Source organism: Pseudoalteromonas sp. A757 (assembly GCF_004103285.1).
GTDB classification, from domain to species: Bacteria; Pseudomonadota; Gammaproteobacteria; order Enterobacterales; family Alteromonadaceae; genus Pseudoalteromonas; species Pseudoalteromonas galatheae.
Genome location: NZ_QNQN01000057.1, coordinates 84,554 through 103,492 on the forward strand (window position 1 = coordinate 84,554; position 18,939 = coordinate 103,492).

The 18,939-nt window shown below is 42.4% G+C and carries 16 protein-coding genes; 6 read left to right on the forward strand and 10 right to left on the reverse strand.

Going from position 1 to position 18,939, the window contains the following annotated elements:
• Nucleotides 1-23 precede the first annotated feature (23 nt).
• On the forward strand, nt 24-410 hold the full coding sequence (locus DRB05_RS04055) for a RidA family protein (RefSeq protein ID WP_128725798.1): 387 nt from the start codon (nt 24-26) through the stop codon (nt 408-410).
• A gap of 466 nt (nt 411-876) precedes the next feature.
• Here the strand turns inward: DRB05_RS04055 and DRB05_RS04060 are convergent, their stop codons facing one another.
• From DRB05_RS04060 to DRB05_RS04090, 7 genes are all read right to left on the reverse strand, one after another.
• Nucleotides 877-1,689 carry a kinase gene (locus DRB05_RS04060; RefSeq protein ID WP_240036199.1) on the reverse strand — a complete coding sequence of 271 codons (813 nt, stop codon included), beginning with the start codon at nt 1,687-1,689 and terminating at the stop codon, nt 877-879.
• A gap of 37 nt (nt 1,690-1,726) precedes the next feature.
• Complete coding sequence (locus DRB05_RS04065; RefSeq protein ID WP_128725799.1) at nt 1,727-3,733, reverse strand: TonB-dependent receptor; 2,007 nt, start codon at nt 3,731-3,733, stop codon at nt 1,727-1,729.
• 136 nt (nt 3,734-3,869) lie between these two features.
• A complete protein-coding gene (locus DRB05_RS04070) occupies nt 3,870-4,130 on the reverse strand; it encodes a hypothetical protein (RefSeq protein ID WP_128725800.1) in 261 nt (86 codons plus the stop codon).
• A gap of 171 nt (nt 4,131-4,301) precedes the next feature.
• On the reverse strand, nt 4,302-4,553 hold the full coding sequence (locus tag DRB05_RS22890) for a hypothetical protein (RefSeq protein ID WP_128725801.1): 252 nt from the start codon (nt 4,551-4,553) through the stop codon (nt 4,302-4,304).
• 6 nt (nt 4,554-4,559) lie between these two features.
• Entirely contained in the window at nt 4,560-4,970 is a 411-nt protein-coding gene (locus DRB05_RS04080; protein WP_128725802.1) for a DUF1761 domain-containing protein, read from the reverse strand.
• Nucleotides 4,971-5,021: 51 nt separating this feature from the next.
• Nucleotides 5,022-5,537 (reverse strand): response regulator, encoded by a 516-nt coding sequence (locus DRB05_RS04085; protein ID WP_128725803.1) that lies wholly within the window; start codon nt 5,535-5,537, stop codon nt 5,022-5,024.
• Nucleotides 5,512-6,759 carry a HAMP domain-containing sensor histidine kinase gene (locus DRB05_RS04090; RefSeq protein ID WP_128725804.1) on the reverse strand — a complete coding sequence of 416 codons (1,248 nt, stop codon included), beginning with the start codon at nt 6,757-6,759 and terminating at the stop codon, nt 5,512-5,514. The genes DRB05_RS04085 and DRB05_RS04090 overlap by 26 nt, the downstream gene beginning before the upstream one ends.
• A gap of 180 nt (nt 6,760-6,939) precedes the next feature.
• On the opposite strand from DRB05_RS04090, the gene DRB05_RS04095 reads away from it, so the two are divergent.
• Both DRB05_RS04095 and DRB05_RS04100 read left to right on the forward strand, forming a co-directional pair.
• Nucleotides 6,940-8,010: a ketoacyl-ACP synthase III gene (locus DRB05_RS04095; RefSeq protein ID WP_128725814.1), complete on the forward strand. Its 1,071-nt coding sequence runs from the start codon at nt 6,940-6,942 to the stop codon at nt 8,008-8,010.
• Between the two features lie 107 nt (nt 8,011-8,117).
• On the forward strand, nt 8,118-9,590 hold the full coding sequence (locus DRB05_RS04100) for an aminoacyl-histidine dipeptidase (protein WP_128725805.1): 1,473 nt from the start codon (nt 8,118-8,120) through the stop codon (nt 9,588-9,590).
• Between the two features lie 95 nt (nt 9,591-9,685).
• Here the strand turns inward: DRB05_RS04100 and DRB05_RS04105 are convergent, their stop codons facing one another.
• Entirely contained in the window at nt 9,686-11,047 is a 1,362-nt protein-coding gene (locus DRB05_RS04105; RefSeq protein ID WP_128725806.1) for a leucyl aminopeptidase family protein, read from the reverse strand.
• A gap of 55 nt (nt 11,048-11,102) precedes the next feature.
• Nucleotides 11,103-11,477 carry a hypothetical protein gene (locus tag DRB05_RS04110; protein ID WP_128725807.1) on the reverse strand — a complete coding sequence of 125 codons (375 nt, stop codon included), beginning with the start codon at nt 11,475-11,477 and terminating at the stop codon, nt 11,103-11,105.
• A gap of 532 nt (nt 11,478-12,009) precedes the next feature.
• On the opposite strand from DRB05_RS04110, the gene DRB05_RS04120 reads away from it, so the two are divergent.
• Nucleotides 12,010-14,661 carry a TonB-dependent receptor gene (locus DRB05_RS04120; RefSeq protein WP_128725808.1) on the forward strand — a complete coding sequence of 884 codons (2,652 nt, stop codon included), beginning with the start codon at nt 12,010-12,012 and terminating at the stop codon, nt 14,659-14,661.
• Between the two features lie 98 nt (nt 14,662-14,759).
• Nucleotides 14,760-16,226, forward strand: coding sequence for a sulfotransferase (locus DRB05_RS04125; RefSeq protein WP_128725809.1), 1,467 nt, complete (start codon nt 14,760-14,762; stop codon nt 16,224-16,226).
• Here the strand turns inward: DRB05_RS04125 and DRB05_RS04130 are convergent.
• Nucleotides 16,168-17,088, reverse strand: coding sequence for an alpha/beta fold hydrolase (locus DRB05_RS04130; RefSeq protein WP_128725810.1), 921 nt, complete (start codon nt 17,086-17,088; stop codon nt 16,168-16,170). The two genes, DRB05_RS04125 and DRB05_RS04130, sit on opposite strands and share 59 nt — an antisense overlap.
• Nucleotides 17,089-17,264: 176 nt before the next feature.
• Here DRB05_RS04130 and rlmF point away from each other — a divergent pair, with 176 nt between their 5' ends.
• Nucleotides 17,265-18,122 carry a 23S rRNA (adenine(1618)-N(6))-methyltransferase RlmF gene (gene rlmF / locus DRB05_RS04135; RefSeq protein WP_128725811.1) on the forward strand — a complete coding sequence of 286 codons (858 nt, stop codon included), beginning with the start codon at nt 17,265-17,267 and terminating at the stop codon, nt 18,120-18,122.
• The last annotated feature ends 817 nt before the right edge of the window (nt 18,123-18,939 follow it).

The following is an 18,939-nucleotide window of genomic DNA, read 5'->3' on the forward strand; positions in this document are numbered from 1 at the left end:
AGTTATAATTCTAAGGGAAGAATATGCGGAAATTGATAAGCTCTGGTTCACATTTGGAGGAACCAATAGGATTCTCTCGTGCGAGTCGAATAGGTAAAAATATAGCGGTAGCGGGCACAGCTCCAATAGACAATGGTCAAACCGTATTTATTGGAAATGTGTATGAGCAAACGAAATATTGTTTGGAAATTTCATTAAAAGCGATTGAAGAAGCAGGTGGCAGTATTGAAGATGTTATCCGTACTAGGATTATGTTGACCAATATCAAAGAGTGGGAGCAAGCAGCCAAAGCTCATGGTGAGTTGTTCTCGACTCAACGTCCAGCTTGTACGTTTGTCGAGGTCAAGGGTTTTATTGACCCTGAGTGGTTGGTAGAGACTGAAGTCGATGCGGTGCTATCCGAGGCATGACAAGAGACAAGGGATAGTCGACCTTATCATTGTAGAGTATCGGGTTTGCTGTCCTCGATACAAATTTTTACGCCCTCCCATGAGCGTCGACAGGCTTATCGATATTTGCCCAAGGCAAAGTATGCAATAGATGAGTCACTTCCAGCATCACACTAATAACCTGACGTCATCAATCAGCATGAAAAGGCCAATAGGAGCTTATAACAGCTTGCTTAAGTGAGGAGCAGGCTTAAATTTTCAAACCTGCAATAATACCAATTGAATTAATTCTCTAATCAATTTGAAGGGTGAAATAGCATATTAGCTTCGTTAAAAATTTCTCATTTAGAACAACTAAATAGCAAAATTTTTGCCTTGCCTATATGGATATAGGTACCTTAGCGGTAGCAGGACGCGAGAGCGGTGCTACTAAAGCTATTTCCCCGCTTCAAGATAGATCATTTACTTAATACAACTGGTATAAAATCTAGTCAACGAAACGGTGTTTTACACTAACCACTTCCCTTGTCTCACCTAAGCATATCTCGGTATCTGCGAGATTAGCCAAGGATTGCATTCCCCACTCAGAGAGTCGATGAAATGGCTGAATAAATTGCTTAACTTGCTCATCGTCCATTCCCTGACCTCGAGCTTTGATAAGCTGGTGCTCTTGCTGCAGACGCCAGCGGAAAACCCGTTCAAAATCCATTCCGTTAAGATAAATAAGATAGTCTATTTGCGCGAATCGCGGTTGGTAATATTGCTTTAAAAATTGATTCACTGTCTTGCGAAATAAGGCGCCTGCGTCTTGTTGCTGCTCATATGCATTGATCGGTTGAGTCAATAATGATTCTGGCTGTGCACCAATACCAATACACCAACCTTCAAGAATTAACACAGACAGTTCTGCTTCAACTTGTCGCCACTGAGATCGCGGTAATTTTTTGTCTATGGATTTATCGAAAACAGGAAGAGAGAACGCTTTGCCAACTCTAAATTGCGTTAATATCGTATCAAATAGTACGAGGTCATGGGTGCCGGGCAAGCCTCTTTGCTTAAACAGGGGGTGATATTGCTCTGCTAATTGAACTCGCTCTTGGGGGTCTAAGTAGAAATCGTCCAGCGATACACTCTCGCACGATATGCCATCTTGCTGAAGTCGCTCAGATAACTGTTTGCTTAAGGTTGATTTACCAACGCCTTGAACTCCACTAACGCCAACTAGCAAAGGCCGTTGAGCGATTCTCTGCTTTTTTATCTGTGCACATAGCTGGTTAATTAATCCAGTATTTACGCTCACACAACATCCTTTTCTATTTTATTCACACGAGGACTATTTAAAATGACTTCTTAATCTGCAAGCGTAAATTTCTTCCCTCCTGAGGCACTCTTCCATCCGTCATCCTTGGATCAAAAACATCATATTTTTTATCGGTTAAGTTTTCTGCTTTTATCTGAAACACCGCGTCCTCCTGCCACTGCCAGGCAAACGTTGCACCTAATAAATAATAACTATCTTGGGAAAAAGGCTCAATGTCTGCACCCTCAAAAACGGGGACCTGAGTTTTGTCGCGCCATATTGCATTGAACGTAATTTCAAAATCGTTCACTTTGTGCGTAAACGCCAAAGCCGCAAATTTTTTAAAACTGCCGTTTAATGGTTCATCAAATAGTTGTGTGTAGGCGCCTTGTATCCATGTTGAGTCAGTCAAGTTAAAATTACTGTTAATTTCTAAACCCTGCATACTCGTTTCAAAGATATTATCGAAGGTAAATTCAGCTTGCTCGTTATTAACAGGAACTAAATTAATAAAATCTTCCAGTTCGTTATCAAACAATACCACGTCGAACTGCTTTGACTCATCTTGATAATGCCAGACAAGTTCCGTAGTTTTCACATATTCTGACGTTAAGTTTGAATTACCCGATGTTACATCATCGTTTGAGTTAAGCTCATTACTAACTGGGGTGCGAAAAGACTCCCCATATTGCAACTTCAAAGTGTTTACTTCGTCAAAGTCATAAACGAATGCAAGCCTAGGAGATAATTTATCATCTATGTTTTTAACCTCATCGTATCTTACCCCCGTAAACATGCTGAGTTTTTCGCTAAATCGATACTTTGCTTGAACATACCCTGCATAAGAATCAAAGTCTTGTCGCAGCGAATAAAAAGGAGCGTAATCAGATATAGTTTGAATGCCACCTAAATAAGTATGGTTATAGATGATAATATCACCGGCACTTTGGTCGTAATATGAAGTTCTAACGCCCGCTTTACTTTGCTCTTCCTTTGATAACTCAACGCCAAAGTTCCATTGTAAGCGGTCATTTTGTTTATAACCACCATCTAGGTTATAAGTTAAATCTCTAGATTGCCAAGCTGGGCCAACTAAAAAGTCGCCACCTTGCGTGATACCAACTTCTTCTGCTGTAACGATAAGTCCAGCACTTTCGATATTATGCTCAATAAAACTCAACTTATGCGTTAACTCAAGTTGCTCAGTAACTCGCCAAACATACTCAATTGTTGCCGCATAGTTCTCGCTTTTATGCTCGTTTTCAGGGGAATAACGGGAAAGATTTAAAAACTCATCAAGTTGAGTACGGTTAAACCTTACTTGCCACTTTAACGCTTGATGACTACCTCCAAATACAACAAAAAGTGATTCTAACGGGTCTTTTACAGCGCCTCCAAAATAGCTATCCCCTGAGCGTTTATTAAATGCTACATTGGCATAGAGCCGCGTTTCGTCCGACACTTGCCTTGAAAGATTCAATGCTGCTTGCGCATTGCCATGTTCACCATAGCCAACAGAAAGCTGGTTACTACGTTTTTTGGTAATAATATTCATCACACCAAGAAAGGCATTACTACCATAAAGCGCGGAGCCCGGGCCTCGGATAAACTCAACTTTATTAATAATCTCAATAGGAATATAAGGGGTATAGACAGAAGCTTTTCCGAATGAGGACTCATTCAGCCGTTGTCCGTCAATCATCACTAATACGTGTCCAGTATCTAAATACACACCCCGGGTATGCTCTTTTGGCACAGCCCCGACCCAATCGCCTCGAGTAGACTGAAAGCCAGGTACAAAATTCATCAGATCATAGACATTGTCGACACCCAAGCTATTTATTTGTTCTGAATTAAAAACAGTAATACTAGAAGGGACCGATGCTCTCGTTTCGTCGGTTTTAGTTGCGATAGAGACATTTACATTCAACAACTCTTCAAATGAAAGCTGGTACAGATCGGAGTCCGCGGCGTCTGATTCAGCGACTACCGCAAAAGGAATTAAGAATAGCGTGGCTTTAATTAAAGCGCTTAAGTTTTTCATATTATACGAGCTCTATGTTCCCACACTTCACTCGTAGTGTTAGATTGCTCTAACCTACGTAGCAGCATATGATTAACTTAATAATACTTGCTCCTAGCCACTACGCAAGTTTTTGATTAGGCTTTTCTTTTACACCTTAAGCTGATGCCAACTTTTTCGCTTTGAAATATTTAAATAAGCCAATTAACGACGCAGCGATCCAAAATAGCTCAATCACAAAGCTTGCGAGGTTAAAGTTATAACAAAGACTAATCAGTAGCAGGATCGCACCACTTAAGTTCATTAAGTTGTACGTTAAACTATCGGGAGATGCCTTTTCCAGCTGTAGCATAAAAAATGCACCAACGACCAAAAAAGTGCCTGTCATACCGATGATATCGAACATTAAATCGATCATGTTTTTTCCATTTTGCAAGACCCAATAGGCTGGCCCAGCTCCATGGGAAGGGTCATTTTCATTCATTGAAACAGCAAAGCCAAACGGCGAGATAGTAACAAATTGGAAAATTCAATACAGGACATTTGTCTGATAACAGCAGAAGGTGAGCTATGAAAATTGAAGTAATCGTTACTTGAAGGTTACCTTGCCACCGATTATTTTCAGTGCTGGCGCACCTCTCACTAGCGTATCACGGGCAAATTCTTGCTCACAATTGGGGCAGTTTATTTGGTTGGTCGTAAAGTCTTGGGTGATCCGCTCTTTGAAACATTTAACTAGGCTACCCTTACCCCCCTTACGATACTTAAAGAGCTGATGGCGACACCCAGAACAATAAATATCAACAGTTCTAACTGGGCCTTTTTTATTGGGTTTTGCCATACCGAATTAACTCATGATCTTTAGTATAAATGCAATGAGCGTAAACTGTAACACGTGATAGCCACCATTGACTAAAAACAGTTTCATCGGGCGTTGCTCAAATATATAGCTTATTCCTAATGAACAGGCGACGAAAAAGATCCCTACACCAAGTCCAACTCCCGTAGCCGCAAGCAAAGAGAGCGATAGATCAAGCATCACCGCCATAAACACAGCGGATAGCAAAGACAGCAGAAATGCAACACCAAAAGTCATCTTCGGATCGCTCGCTTGTAAGTCAAGCTCTGTCAATCCACACCCCTCCATCCACGCTTTTTGAAACAGCATGGGAGAATACCAAATACCACCTAACATAAAGGAAGACAAAGCGGCGAGAATAATTGCCCAAAGGTTTAATGCTTCAAATGAAAGTATCATCGACTAACTCAGCATATTTCATTTTATTTAATAATGAGTATAAGTGAAAACTTACTTATAAACAGGTTTCTTTTGTAATTTCCTCTGCAGTGTTCTTCTGTGCATGTTAAGTTGCCGCGCGGTTTCAGAGATATTACCTTCATTTGCCTTTAAAACTTGCTGAATATGTTCCCACTCTAGTCGTTCTGGAGACATGACTTCTTCAACAATTTCTTGGCCTTTCTCTCCCAATAGCGTTTGTACTATCAAGCTGGTGCTTGCAGGTTTAGTTAAATAGTCGTCAGCGCCCAATTTTATCGCCTCAACCGCAGTCGCAATACTGGCATAACCCGTTAATAATACAATGCGAGCATTTGCATTGAGCTGCTTGATTTGTGTTATGAAGTTTATTGAGTTGGCCTCGCCAAGTTTCATATCCAATAATATGTAGCCGAAAACCTCTTGTTTACACGCCACCTGCATATCTTCAATGGAAGTAACATGTTCAACACTAAATGCTTGTTTTTCCAAGCGCCTTATCAATGTCTGTGCATAAGGCACATCATCTTCTACAAGCAGTAACTTCATCACTTACCCTTGGTAGTTTAATCGTACATTTTGTCCCAAAGCTCACATCGCTTTCAATTATTAGGTGTCCACCAAGCCGTTCAATTGTCGCATGACTGAGCAGCACCGCCATACCAAGTCCTGATTCGCTGCTCACGACATTATGGCCCAATTGCGCTAGCTTTTCTTTTGCGATCCCCTCCCCTCTATCAAGTATGGTGATCACATGTTCTGTCAGTTGTGAGGTAAATATCACGTCGATGTCAGTTTGTTTTGCTTGCTCATTTGCTCGCACACCGTTACTAATAAGATTTAAAATCGAAGGCATCAACATAGGATCATCGCACAGCGCCCCTTGAACATTAGTGATATCGAATCGAAAATGCTGCTGTGGAAATTGTAAATTCGTCAATTCTTTTAACTGCTCAGCAAAATGCTTTATGGTTATCAGTTGTTTAGACGCTGACTTTAAATACTCAGTGAATTCTCTAAAGACATTAAGCTGCTCCTTACATTTCCCAAGAGGTTCTGACATTTCTTGAACACAGGGCTCTTTTGGGTACGACTCATCCAGCTCTTCGTGTAATAGAGCCAAGTGTGCGATTGGCGTGGCGAGTTGATGGGTCGCTTGTGCGGCCGCACTGCCTAATGCGATTAATTGCTCTTGCTGTAACTGCTGCTCTCTTAGCAAGGCGATCGCCCGCTCTTTTTTTCGATTTTGCTTTACCAATATGCTCACCACGGTAACAACAACTATGATAGTGAAAGTAAAGTTAACTAACATACCGAGCAAATGAGTGCTCATGTCCATATGATGAACATGTTCATGAGACATTTTTATATAAAGATAAAGGTAAGCGCCAATCGCCCCAGCCGACACCATCAACATGTTGATAGTTGGGATCGTTACTGCTGCAATAACGGTTGGCAGTACCAACAAAGACACGAACGCATTGGTCGCTCCGCCGGTCAGATCTAATAAAATAGTAAGAAACAAAATGTCCGCCAACAATTGCATTGTCATGCCAATGGGCGCTGCTTCTTTTGTGTTACGATAGGCGTAAATACTTAACAGCTGAAATGCCGACTCCGCAGCCACCACTCCCACCACCGCAACAAAATCAAATTGTTTACCAAATACGACAGCGGCTATGGCAAGCATCACAATTTGGATAACGATTGCCACTGACCGTAACAACAACAGTTGGCCCAATGCAGAATTGGGAGAAAAAGCAATTTTCATGAAAATGAACGGGTCTGAGCTAAGATGAAAAGATTATACCTAATCTAACAAAAATAGGTGTGATCGAGGTCAGTTATATTGCACCAATACACACCATAGCTTCGCTTTTATGGCAATACTGTGAAGGATTTGGTATAAATGAAAAATTGGCCAACTGGTCGGATTAGATTAAGAGACACTATGGTTTATGCAAAAATCACCGGCTGGGGAAAGTGTATTCCACCAGCGAGCATCAGTAATGATGAAATTAGTACTATTGTTGACACCAATGATGAATGGATAAATACGAGAACAGGTATCAGATCTAGACGCGTTAGCCATGTTAGCACTGCTGAACTTGCAACGGTAGCAAGTCAACACGCATTGGCATGTGCAGGACTTGAGGGTAAAGATATTGACCTTGTTCTACTCGCAACCTGTACACCGTCAACTATGGTAGCGAATACAGCTTCTTTAGTACAAAAAAATATTGGTGCTGTTGGTGCTGCGGCGTGTGATACGAATGCGGCGTGTTCGGGCTTTTTGTATGCATTACAAAATGCTACTGCACAGATCCAAGCAGGTATGATTAAAAGAGCTGTTGTTGTCGCTGCGGAACGTATGATTTGGTATGTAAACTGGGCAAAGCGTGACAGCGCAGTATTATTTGGCGATGGTGCAGGTGCAGTCGTGCTTGAAGCAAGTGACGAGCCAACCGGGCTCTTAGGCACTAAGACTGGCTGTGATAGCACAGATAGAAGTATATTGCACATTCCAAACTATGGTACTGATATGGACCGCTGCGCCGGCACTGGGCCTTCTGCTCTGTCTTTTGAAGGACGTGAAATATTTAAGCGTGCTGTAAAAGGTATGAGTGACGCATGTGATGACGTACTCAGCCAAGCACAGTTATCACTAAACGACATAGATGTACTTATCCCTCATCAGGCTAACCTTCGCATCATTCAAGCTATTCAAAATCGCCTAGAAATTGCAGATGATAAAGTCATGGTTAATATCGACAAATACGGTAATACCTCTGCTGCTACAATTGCAATTGCACTGTGTGAAGCTGTAGAAAATGGCATGATTAAACCACACGCTAATATTATGTCTGCGGCATTTGGCGCGGGCTTAACTTGGGCTGCCAGCTATTTGAAATGGGGAGAAAGAACGACTCCAATCGCAAAGTCGGATGCGCGTTTACCAGATTGCAATAAAACCGGCCTTGAATTAGTAGCACCAGCAGTCGCTGCAAGTAAAGCTCAATAAGTAGGCTATTCTCCCTAAGTACTGAAACTTAGAGTTAATTGCTCGATTTTGCCCTTGGGTGGGTGGTAATATTGCAATATTATTATCGCTCATCCAAGGAGTCTACTGTGCTCAAAGCGCATACCGAGATCAGTCAATTAGAACCACAAGTAATTTGGAAGTTTTTTGACCAAATTTGTGCCATTCCCCACCCGTCAAAACACGAAGAACCACTAGCAAACTTTATTGTTGACTGGGCTAAAAGCAAAAATTTAGACGTACGTCGTGATGAAACTGGTAATGTGTTCATCAAAAAGCCTGCGACAAGTGGTATGGAAAATCGTAAGCCCGTTGTATTGCAAGCGCACATTGATATGGTGCCACAAAAGAATGACGATACAGCACACAACTTCGTTACCGATCCAATCAAGCCGTATGTTGATAATGGCTGGGTAACCGCAACTGGTACTACGCTAGGTGCAGACAATGGTATCGGCATGGCATCATGTTTAGCCGTATTAGACGCTGACGATATTAAGCATGGTCCACTTGAGGTGTTACTAACCGTTGATGAAGAAGCAGGTATGAGCGGCGCGTTTGGTTTGCAATCTGGCTGGTTAGAAGGTGAAATCCTGCTCAACACCGATTCCGAGCAAGAAGGCGAGATCTACATGGGTTGCGCAGGTGGTGTAGATGCATCCTTAACTCTACAACTCGCGCGAGAAGTGTTACCCAAACACCATCAAATCTTTGAGCTGTCTCTAAAAGGCCTACGTGGCGGACACTCTGGCGTCGACATTCACACCGGCCGTGCTAACGCCAATAAATTGCTCGCAAGATTCCTAAAGCACCATATCGCAGACTTTGATCTAAGACTTATCGAGATCAGAGGCGGCTCCCTACGCAATGCAATTCCGCGCGAAGCATACGCACTCATTAGTTTTGATGAAGCGCAAATAAGCGAGTTCCAAGCGCTGATTGAAGCTTATGAAACTATCATTAAGCAAGAATTATGTGCCATAGAAACTGGGATCACGTTTGCACTCAGCACTTCAACAACTAGCACATTGCCAATGAGCCAAGCTTCCCAAAGCAAAGTCTTAGCGCTTCTTAACGCTTGCCCTAATGGTGTTGTACGCATGAGCGACGATATTCCAGGTGTTGTTGAAACCTCACTTAATATGGGCGTAATTTCTACTACAGATAACACTCTAGAAGTCCTATGTCTGATCCGTTCATTAATTGATTCTGGTCGCAGTGATGTCGAGGGTATGCTGCGCTCACTGGCTGAGCTGACGCAAGCTGACATTGAATTTAGTGGTGCTTACCCAGGCTGGAAGCCTGATCCAAGCTCAGAAGTATTAGCTATTTTCCGTGATATGTATGAATCAATCTACGGTGAAAAACCACATATTATGGTTATTCATGCAGGTCTTGAATGTGGTTTGTTCAAAAAGCCTTACCCGAACATGGATATGATTTCTTTTGGTCCAACGATCAAATTTCCACACTCTCCTGAGGAAAAAGTAGAAATTTCAAGCGTTGGTCTATATTGGCAGCAAATGAAAGGGATCTTAGAGAACATTCCTGAAAAGCAGTAAAACTAATCTAAAATTAATTATACCAATTCGGTTATTAGACAAACTAAAAGCCCAGCTGACATAGCTGGGCTTTTTATAGATTTTAGACTTTGCGACTAGCTGAACTTTTTCTCAAGATAACTAAACACGGTTCTAAGACCCAATGCCTCACCACCAACAGGTCTTCCCGGTAACGCTCTTACGTTCCAAGCCATCACATCAAAATGTAGCCAAGGTGTCGTGGCAGGCTCAACAAATTCTTTTAGATAAAGTGCAGCTGTTATTGAGCCACCAAACGGCGTCGAACCACAGTTGGCAATATCGGCGATATCGCTCTTGAACAGTGCCTTATATTGAGCAAACAAAGGCAATTGCCAGATAGGATCCGCATTACCCAGACCAATTTCCATTAGCTCAGACGCAATAGCTTGATCTGTAGAATAAAAACCAGGAAGTTCAGTACCAAGGGCAATGCGACATGCACCGGTCAAGGTCGCAAAATCTATCAATAACTCTGGCGCTTCAGTTTGTGCTTCGGCCAATGCGTCACATAAAACCAAGCGTCCTTCGGCATCGGTATTGTCAATTTCAACCGTAATACCTTTACGTGTTTTGATCACATCACCTGGCCTAAAGGCATTGCGAGACACCGCATTTTCTACCGCAGGAATAAGTACGCGTAATCTAACAGGCAGTTTTGCCGCCATAATCATGTTGGCCAGCGCAATAACATGAGCCGCTCCACCCATGTCTTTTTTCATATTACGCATTCCAGACGCAGGTTTTAAGTCCAGACCACCAGAGTCAAAACATACGCCTTTACCAACTAAAGTAAGTTTTGCGTGGTTTTCATCACCCCAACGTAAATCAAGCAAACGCGGAGCATTGTCACTCGCACGGCCTACCATGTGGATCGTTGGGTAGTTTTGTTCTAACAACTCATCACCAATGATTTGCTCAAATGATGCGCCATATTGCTCGGCAAGTTCATCCATTACTTCAGCCATGTGCTGAGGCATCATATCGGCCGCAGGTGTGTTTACAAGGTCTCGTGCAAGATAAATAGACTCCACAGACGCTTTTACCTTGGAATATGTCTTAATATCTTTGATAGCAAGTTTTGCTTCAACCGCCGGTAATTCTTTATACGCAGAGAATTGATACGCACCCAGTAAAAACGCAATCGCGTGGTTTTCAACTTGCTCAGAAGCAGTATCAATAAAATAAGTGCCTTTTGGAAGCTGCTTTGCAAGATCGCCCAATAACCAAAAGTCATCTTCTTCTGAAATCACAATAACTCGTTCTACTTCCCCAGATTCAGCATTCGGAATAAGAATGGTTTTTTGTGATTGAAATTGTGCGGTTTTCACGAAAAGCTGTATCGTGTTTGACTGCTGCGCTTGCCATGACGCTAATTCTGCAGCGGAGAAGATTGAAATGGGTTTACCCATAGCAGATTGAACGAGTAGATTGTTCATGTAGGCCTCAAATTTATTATGTTCGTACTTAGATTACCAAGGCTAAAAAGAAAATTCACTGTTCCTTGGTTTTTGTCGGCTTTTTTTTCAAATTGAATGAGCTAGGCAACACATCTACACCCACTAATTGACCAACCTTAACGATGATCGGAATAGTTATGGGGGCAAAAGGTAAAACCGCAAACACACCAAGCCCAAGCCCTTTAAGAATATCCACAAGCTGGGCATTCGCCGTTTTGAGCTCAGACTTCTGCGCTCGCCCCAAGGTATATCGCTTGTAGATTTCAAGCATCTCTTTAGTTTCTTGTTTCTCTTGCTCTAGTGCGCATTTGAGCGCAATCATCGCCCTACGCAACCTCATTTGCTGTCTGCGTTTACTGATCCGAGCAACGCGCATCGGTGCCTTATGGACAACTTTGATCAGCTTCATTAGTGAACTCAAATATAGTGTTGACTAGAGTCTATCAAAATTATCAGCACTTTAGCTATTAGCCAATGGTACAAATTACCCATTCTAGCCAGCAAAGTTATACGTAAAGTGTGCAAAATAATGAATTAGAGCAAAATCGACCTCAGTTACCATACAAAGATGTACAATAATCATACACGCAAAGACTAGCCGTTCAGGACTGTTCAATTAATCTACAAAAACTGAATAATGAAACTTCACGAAACTCGCTAAGTTTTGAAACGATAAATTTTAAGCTACTGGGTGTTTGTCTTGAAAAGTAGTTAAACGGCTCAAAATTTCACTTTCAACAATAACTTACCATTCAATTTCTGCAACTCTTCTTAGCTTAAACAAAAAGTTATTAAGAAAGTTGCAGTTTTAAAAATCGCTGCTAATTTTAAAAAAGCGCTTGCCAACACACTGCAAATTAAATTATATGTGTATTAAAGGTAAAAATATTATAAATGACCTTTTTATTGGTATGACAACAACAATCAACTGGGGAAACAGGATGAAACTAAAAAGTAACACGCTGCGCCGTGCAATTCGCTTCGCGCTCGCTTCTGCAGCAACTACGTCACTTCTTACCACGACCGTAATGGCTGAAGAAGCCAATCAAGCAAAGTCAGATGAAAAAATCGAAAAAATCGCCGTAGTTGGCTCTCGGGCTGCACCTCGCTCTGTGGGTGAGTCACCGGTCCCTATCGACATCATCGGTGCAGAAGATATGTCAAAGGCGGCAGGTTCTGACATGCTCGAGCTACTGAAAGGTTCTGTACCGTCTTTGAACGTACACGCGAATCCTATCAGTGATGCAGCGACTTTAGTAAGACCAGCTAACTTACGCGGATTGCCTGCGGATAGTACGCTGATTTTGTTAAACGGTAAGCGTCGCCACCGTTCGTCGGTTATTGCCTTTTTAGGCGGTGGGATTAACGATGGTGCTCAAGGTCCTGATATTTCAGTGATCCCTAGTATCGCGCTTAAACAGGTGGAGGTACTTCGCGACGGTGCTGCCGCGCAGTACGGTTCAGATGCTATCGCGGGTGTAATGAACTTTGTACTAAAAGACGCAAGCGAAGGGGGCTCGTTCTCTATTCGTCAAGGTGAATACTACGAAGGTGACGGCGATACAACGGTTATCGAAGGTAACGTGGGTCTACCATTTACGGATGATGGCTTTGCTAACCTAAGCTTTCAATATAAAGAGGCCGATGCGACTAGCCGCAGTGTTCAGCGTCCTGATGCAGCAGCATTTGCGGGAGCTGGCTTAGAAGGCGTTGCAGATCCAGCACAAATTTGGGGTGCACCCGAAATCAAAGACGACATCAGTATTTTTGGTAATGTTGGTGTAGACGTTACAGATAACGCCCACTTCTACATGTTCGGTAACTACTCAGAACGGGATGTAAAAGGTGGGTTCTATTATCGAAACCCAACCACTCGCCCCGGAGTTTATGGCGGTACAATCAGACTCGTTAATGGCGTACCGATGAGAAGGAGTGCAACAGACGAAGCACAGCAAAAATTGTGGGATGCGGCAACACCAACAGTGTTAGTAGGTGCGTTAGATGGTGGCCTTGATGCACAATTAGACTGTCCAGTAGTCGAACTTCAAGCGAATGGATTGCCAGATCCAACGGCATTAGGGCAGTTGGATGCTGCCAACTGTTTTGCATTTAACCAAATCCTTCCAGCAGGATTTACACCAAACTTCGGTGGTAATATAACAGATACATCTTTAACTATGGGTGTGAGAGGTGAATTTAAAGATGGCTTCTTAGAGGGAGCCTATTGGGATTTGAGTGGCTCTGTTGGCCGCAACGAATCTAGATATTTTATTACTAACACGGTGAATGCCTCATTAGGTCCAGATACTCCGATGGACTTTAGTCCAGGTAAGTATATTCAGCTAGAAAAGAACTTTAATTTTGATGTATCGAAAGGTTACGACTTTGATCTTGCTTACGATGTAAACGTTGCTGCAGGTCTTGAGTGGCATGAAGAAACATTTGAAGTACTTTCGGGTGATGAAGCGTCATTTATTGCAGGGCCGCTAACAGAGCAAGGCTTTGGTATTGGTTCGAACGGTTTTCCTGGATTTAAACCTTCTGCAGCAGGAGAGTACACTCGCCGTAACTATGCCGCTTATGTGGATATTGAAACGCCATTTACTGAAGACTTCATGATGGGCTGGGCGCTGCGTTATGAAGACTATGATTCATTTGGCTCGACTACTAACTTTAAGATCACGGGCCAGTACCACGTTACAGAGGACTTCTCAGTTCGTGGTTCAATCAGTACCGGCTTCCGTGCACCCACAGTAGGTCAAGCTAACGTATCTAACGTACAAACAAACTTAAGTAGTGGTGTACTTGTAGACTCTGCGCTATTACCACCAACAAACCCAATTTCGTTACAACTGGGCGGCACGGAACTTCAACCGGAGGAATCTGAAAGTTACACATTAGGCGCAGTATATCGTTCTGGCGACTTATTTATTACGTTAGATTACTACAACATTGAAGTAACTGACCGCCTAAGCCAGTCAGAGAAGATAGAGTTAGACCAAGCTGACAAAGATGCCCTTAAAGCGGCGGGTGTTCCGAACGTTGACAACTTAGCACAGGTGAGCTTCTTTACTAATGACTTCGATACCACGACTCAAGGTATCGACTTAGTTGGTAACTACTCTATGGATATGCTGGGTGGTTATGCGACATTTAGTGCAGCATACAACTGGAATGAAACCGAAGTTGATCGCTTCTCTGCGATTACAGGTGACTTCAAGGTATCTCGTCTAGAAAACGACTTACCTAAGCACAGAGGTACATTAACTTGGGCTCAGCAATGGGATAGCTTCTCAGGTTTTGTGCGTATGAACTACTTTGGTGAATACCAAGGTGTCCACGTAGATTATGATGCAACAGCTAAAACAGCAAGTGCAACAATCACATTTGATGCAGAGCTTACTTACTATGCAACAGATTCAATCAGTCTATCTGTTGGTGCAAATAATATCTTTGACCAAGATGCTGAAGAACTAGACTTCTTTGACGCTACAGGTATCCCAAATAACAACTGGGGTGGCAAATACTACGAGACTTCACCATACGGTATTAATGGTGGTTTCTACTATGTAAAAGCAACCTATACGTTCTAACTTTTACTGTAACCCAGAAACAAAGGCGAACTAGCATTAGCTATTTCGCCTTTTTATTTTTATCCTATATAACAAAGTAGTTAACTCTGAATACGAAAATGTTGTTATTAAAGCGAGCCAACGAATTATTGGCCGAAAATAAGCTTAGAGAAGCTGAGTTTATGTACAAGTCTGTACTAAAACAGTCACCTAACAACGGTCCTGCTCTATTTGGTTTAGGCCGCATATGCATGCGTTTAGAGCAATATGATAACGCAATCTACTATTTAAAAAGAGCCTGCGAACATTTACCAAAAATGCTTGAACCGCTCTTCGCCTTGGCCGATGCGTTTTTAGCCGTTGGTTCACCTGTTGACGCAAAAACCGTACTTGAATACACCTTAAGCGTGGCAAAACATAATGCTCAAGCCCATTACCAACTCGGTCAATTTTATCTGGACTATGGCTTTATTGAACAAGCTAAAAACGTCTTTAAGGCGGGGTTAGATTGTCCTCATAGTACCGTGACAGCATTTATGCTGTACGAACTGGTACAAATGTCCTCAGCCAAAGAATTACCTACATATTTAGCGATTTTAGAGAAACTGGAAAATGAGTTTGAAGCACCGAGGCTAAAAGCAGTGGTCCACTATGCTCTTGCTAAGTGTCATGAACAATTAGGTAACTATAATGCAGCTCAAGATAACTATGCCTTAGCGAATGATACACAGCTGCTGATGAGCGAGTTTCGTACTGTAGACATGCTGCCTTTTTTTGAATCAATCAAACAACATTGTGGTAAAGCATTTTTTGATAAACCTAGTGATAGGGTTAAGACAACATTTACACCTGTTTTTATTGTTGGTTTACCGAGAACAGGTTCGACTCTCTTAGAGCAAATGCTAGTGCAACATTCACATGTTGGCACACTAGGTGAGAATACCGTGATCAGCGATAAAATTGTCCCTTACCTCTTTAAACGTAATAATGCAGAGTTCCCAGCTTGTTTAGACCAACTAAGTAACTCCATGTTAGATCATTGCCGCTTACTCTATGTCGACGAGATAAAGCGGCATCGGGTGTCGGAAGAAGTGGTGATCAATAAACTTCCAGCTAATTTTCAAAATCTGGGCTTAATCCACAAACTATTCCCTGAGGCACGAATTATTCATTTAACTCGCAACCTCAATGCGACAGCGTGGTCGGTCTATAGTAATCATTTCGCCGAAAGCGAGCCCTACTTCTGCTCTTTAAGTGAATTTGCCTTGTATGCGCAAGCGCAAAGTGACTTGATGTCACATTTTAACCAGTTTATGAAAAGAGATATTTTTACGCTCAGTTACGAACAACTTATCGCTGAACCCGAAAAGACCATCAAGCAATGCTTGAGCTTTCTATATCAAAAATACGAACCAGAATGCTTGGAGTTTCACAAATCTAAAAAGCCGGTGCATACGTTAAGTAAGGCTCAGGTCAGAAAGCCAATCAGCACGCAGCCTCTCGAAAAGTGGCAGCGATATGAAGCGTTTATTGAGAAGATGATTGCTCAACCGCAAAGCGATCAAACCACGCCAGTAAATCTTTAAACTGATCATCGCGTGCATGTTTATGGGTTAACATGTCTATGTGCCCATAATTGTGCCGATGGCCGTGACTTTTTCCATAAATTCTGAGTTCTTGTATCCCCTTTCCTGATTCACGAATGAACGCTTGAATATCAACAGGTTGTGCCAGTGCTTTATCTTTAACGCCCGCAATGTGCAAGATTGGAGGCAACGTCATGTCTTGTAATACCTCGGCGTAATTAAAACCGTCATCGGAGTCAATCCATGGGTGCTTCTGTGCCCAGTCAGCGCTTTGAGCATGTGATTTTAAAGACTCATCATCACTTCCCCAACCGAGCCTCTTCGCAGGTAAGTACCCATGCTTTTTCGAATAATAGTGCGCAACGTTAAACCATATCAGGTTTGCTTTCAGTAATTTGCTCGGGTGATTGTTATGTAAACTACGCTTAGAGCCAAAATAAACACATGCTTTAACATGCGGAATTTCTTCAGGAAAGCGTGCAAAAACACTATTCATCAATACCCCTCCCCAAGAATGCGCAATCCAATATTGTGCTCTAGATCCGGTATATCGTTCGATAAAATTCAGCATTTCAGGGATTTCGTGCAAGATTGATTCAGTTTGACCATAATCCGCTTCAGCGTCGATTTTAGGTATGCTCTCTCCTCGCCCACGAAGATCACCAACAAAACAGCGATAGCCGTGTTCAGCTAAAAAAGGCGCTAGCCCTTTATTACTTTCAGTATAAAAAATTTTGCCATTTTCAACCGCACCATGCATAAAAAACACAGCGGGGCCGCTACTATCCGGTTTTGCTATATATCTGAGATGGAGTTTATGTCCATCTGCTATATCTACTAATAGTGATTTTTGCTCTATCATTTCTTTGTTTTTATTCTTTGAACACTAACCTCATCGTACCAGTTGACTGATTGATAAGTAAACTCTTAAACGAAGCAAATAAAAGGGTTGATATGCCTTTAAGATAAAGCCAGTATTCAAGACTTAAGCGTTCGATTAAAAGTGTTATAATCCTTTTTATTTATTCGAAGAATCCTGTGCACCCAAGAAACAAGCATAATTCAGGCTATGATCTAGACAAGCTTATAGCGATTGAACCCGCTTTAAAGAATTTTACTTACAACCGATCTGATGGCATAAAAAGCATCGACTTCACTAATCCAGATGCCGTAAAACTGTTAAATAAGGCATTGCTTAAATCAGACTACGATATACAAGTTTGGGATATCCCCGCACAATTTTTATGCCCGCCAGTTCCAGGCAGAGCAGACTATATCCATGCGCTGAAAGATCTGTTAGATGAAAGTAACTTGCCCGATAAGGTGCAAGGCGTAGATATTGGCACTGGTGCCAATTTGATCTATCCCATCTTGGGATCAAGAGAATATAACTGGCGCTTTGTGGCCTCTGACATCAATCCTCTTGCTGTGAAGTGTGCCAAAACCATCGCAGAACTAAATAAGTTGCCGGTAAAAGTGATGCAACAAAAGCAGCCTAATCACTTTTTTAAAACAATAATAAAAGCAAACCAGTTTTATCATTTTTCAATGTGTAACCCGCCCTTCCATTCCAGTGAAGCAGATGCCAACAAGGGCACGCAAAGAAAGTGGAAAAACCTTAACCGAGCACCACAAGCCTCGCTAAATTTTGGCGGTCAAGCTCAAGAGCTATGGTGTGAAGGTGGAGAAAAGCGCTTTATACTGGATATGATCTCTGAGAGTGTCACTTTCAAAGAGCAAGTTTATTGGTTTACTTCCCTTATCTCTAATAAAGACAACGTCAAACCACTTAAACAGCAACTTAAACAGTTCGCTGCAGAGCAAGTAAAAGTGATCGAGATGGAACAAGGTAATAAGACAAGCCGTTTTATCGCCTGGAGTTTTTTCAAACCCTAGCAATGTGTATATGGTGGAAACGAGTTTACCTCGCGAGATTTTCTAAACAGCAAAAAACCCGCTGCATTGCTGCAACGGGTTTGACGTACATGGATGTACTAATGTCGATTAGATCCATGGATGAATGCTGTTAATCAACCTTTAATAAGGCCCTGGCTCGCTACGAAGTGGGACGTTTTACTCTCTTTGTTTGGGGAGCCCAACAGCTCGGCGGGTAAACCACCTCCGACCATGCTGCTCAGTGCTGATGTGGCGGGAGCGAGCTTGCCTCACGATCTTTAATAAGGTCCTGGCTCGCTACGAACTAGGATGTTTTATTCTTTTTGCTTGAGAAGCCTAATAGCTCGGCGGGTAAACCACCTCCGACCATACTGCTCTATGCTGATGTGGTGGTAGGAGCGAGTTCACCTCGCGAGGTTTTATATCTCAAATCTCTATACCCAAAACAGCAAAAAACCCGTCACATTTGCTGCAACGGGTTTGACGTAACATGGATGTACTAATGTCGATTAGATCCATGGATGAATGCTGTTAATCGACCTTTAATAAGGCCCTAGCTCGCTACGAAGAAGGATGTTTTATTCTTTTTGTTTGGGAAGCCTAATAGCTCGGCGGGTAAACCACCTCCGACCATGCAGCTCAGTACTGATGCGGTGGTAGGAGCGAGTTCACCTCGCGATCTTTAATAAGGCCCTGGCTCGCTACGAACTAGGATGTTTTACTCTCTTTGTTTGGGGAGCCCAACAGCTCGGTGGGTAAACCACCTCCGACCACGCTGGTCAGTGCTGATGCTGTGGTAGGAGCGAGTTTACCTCGC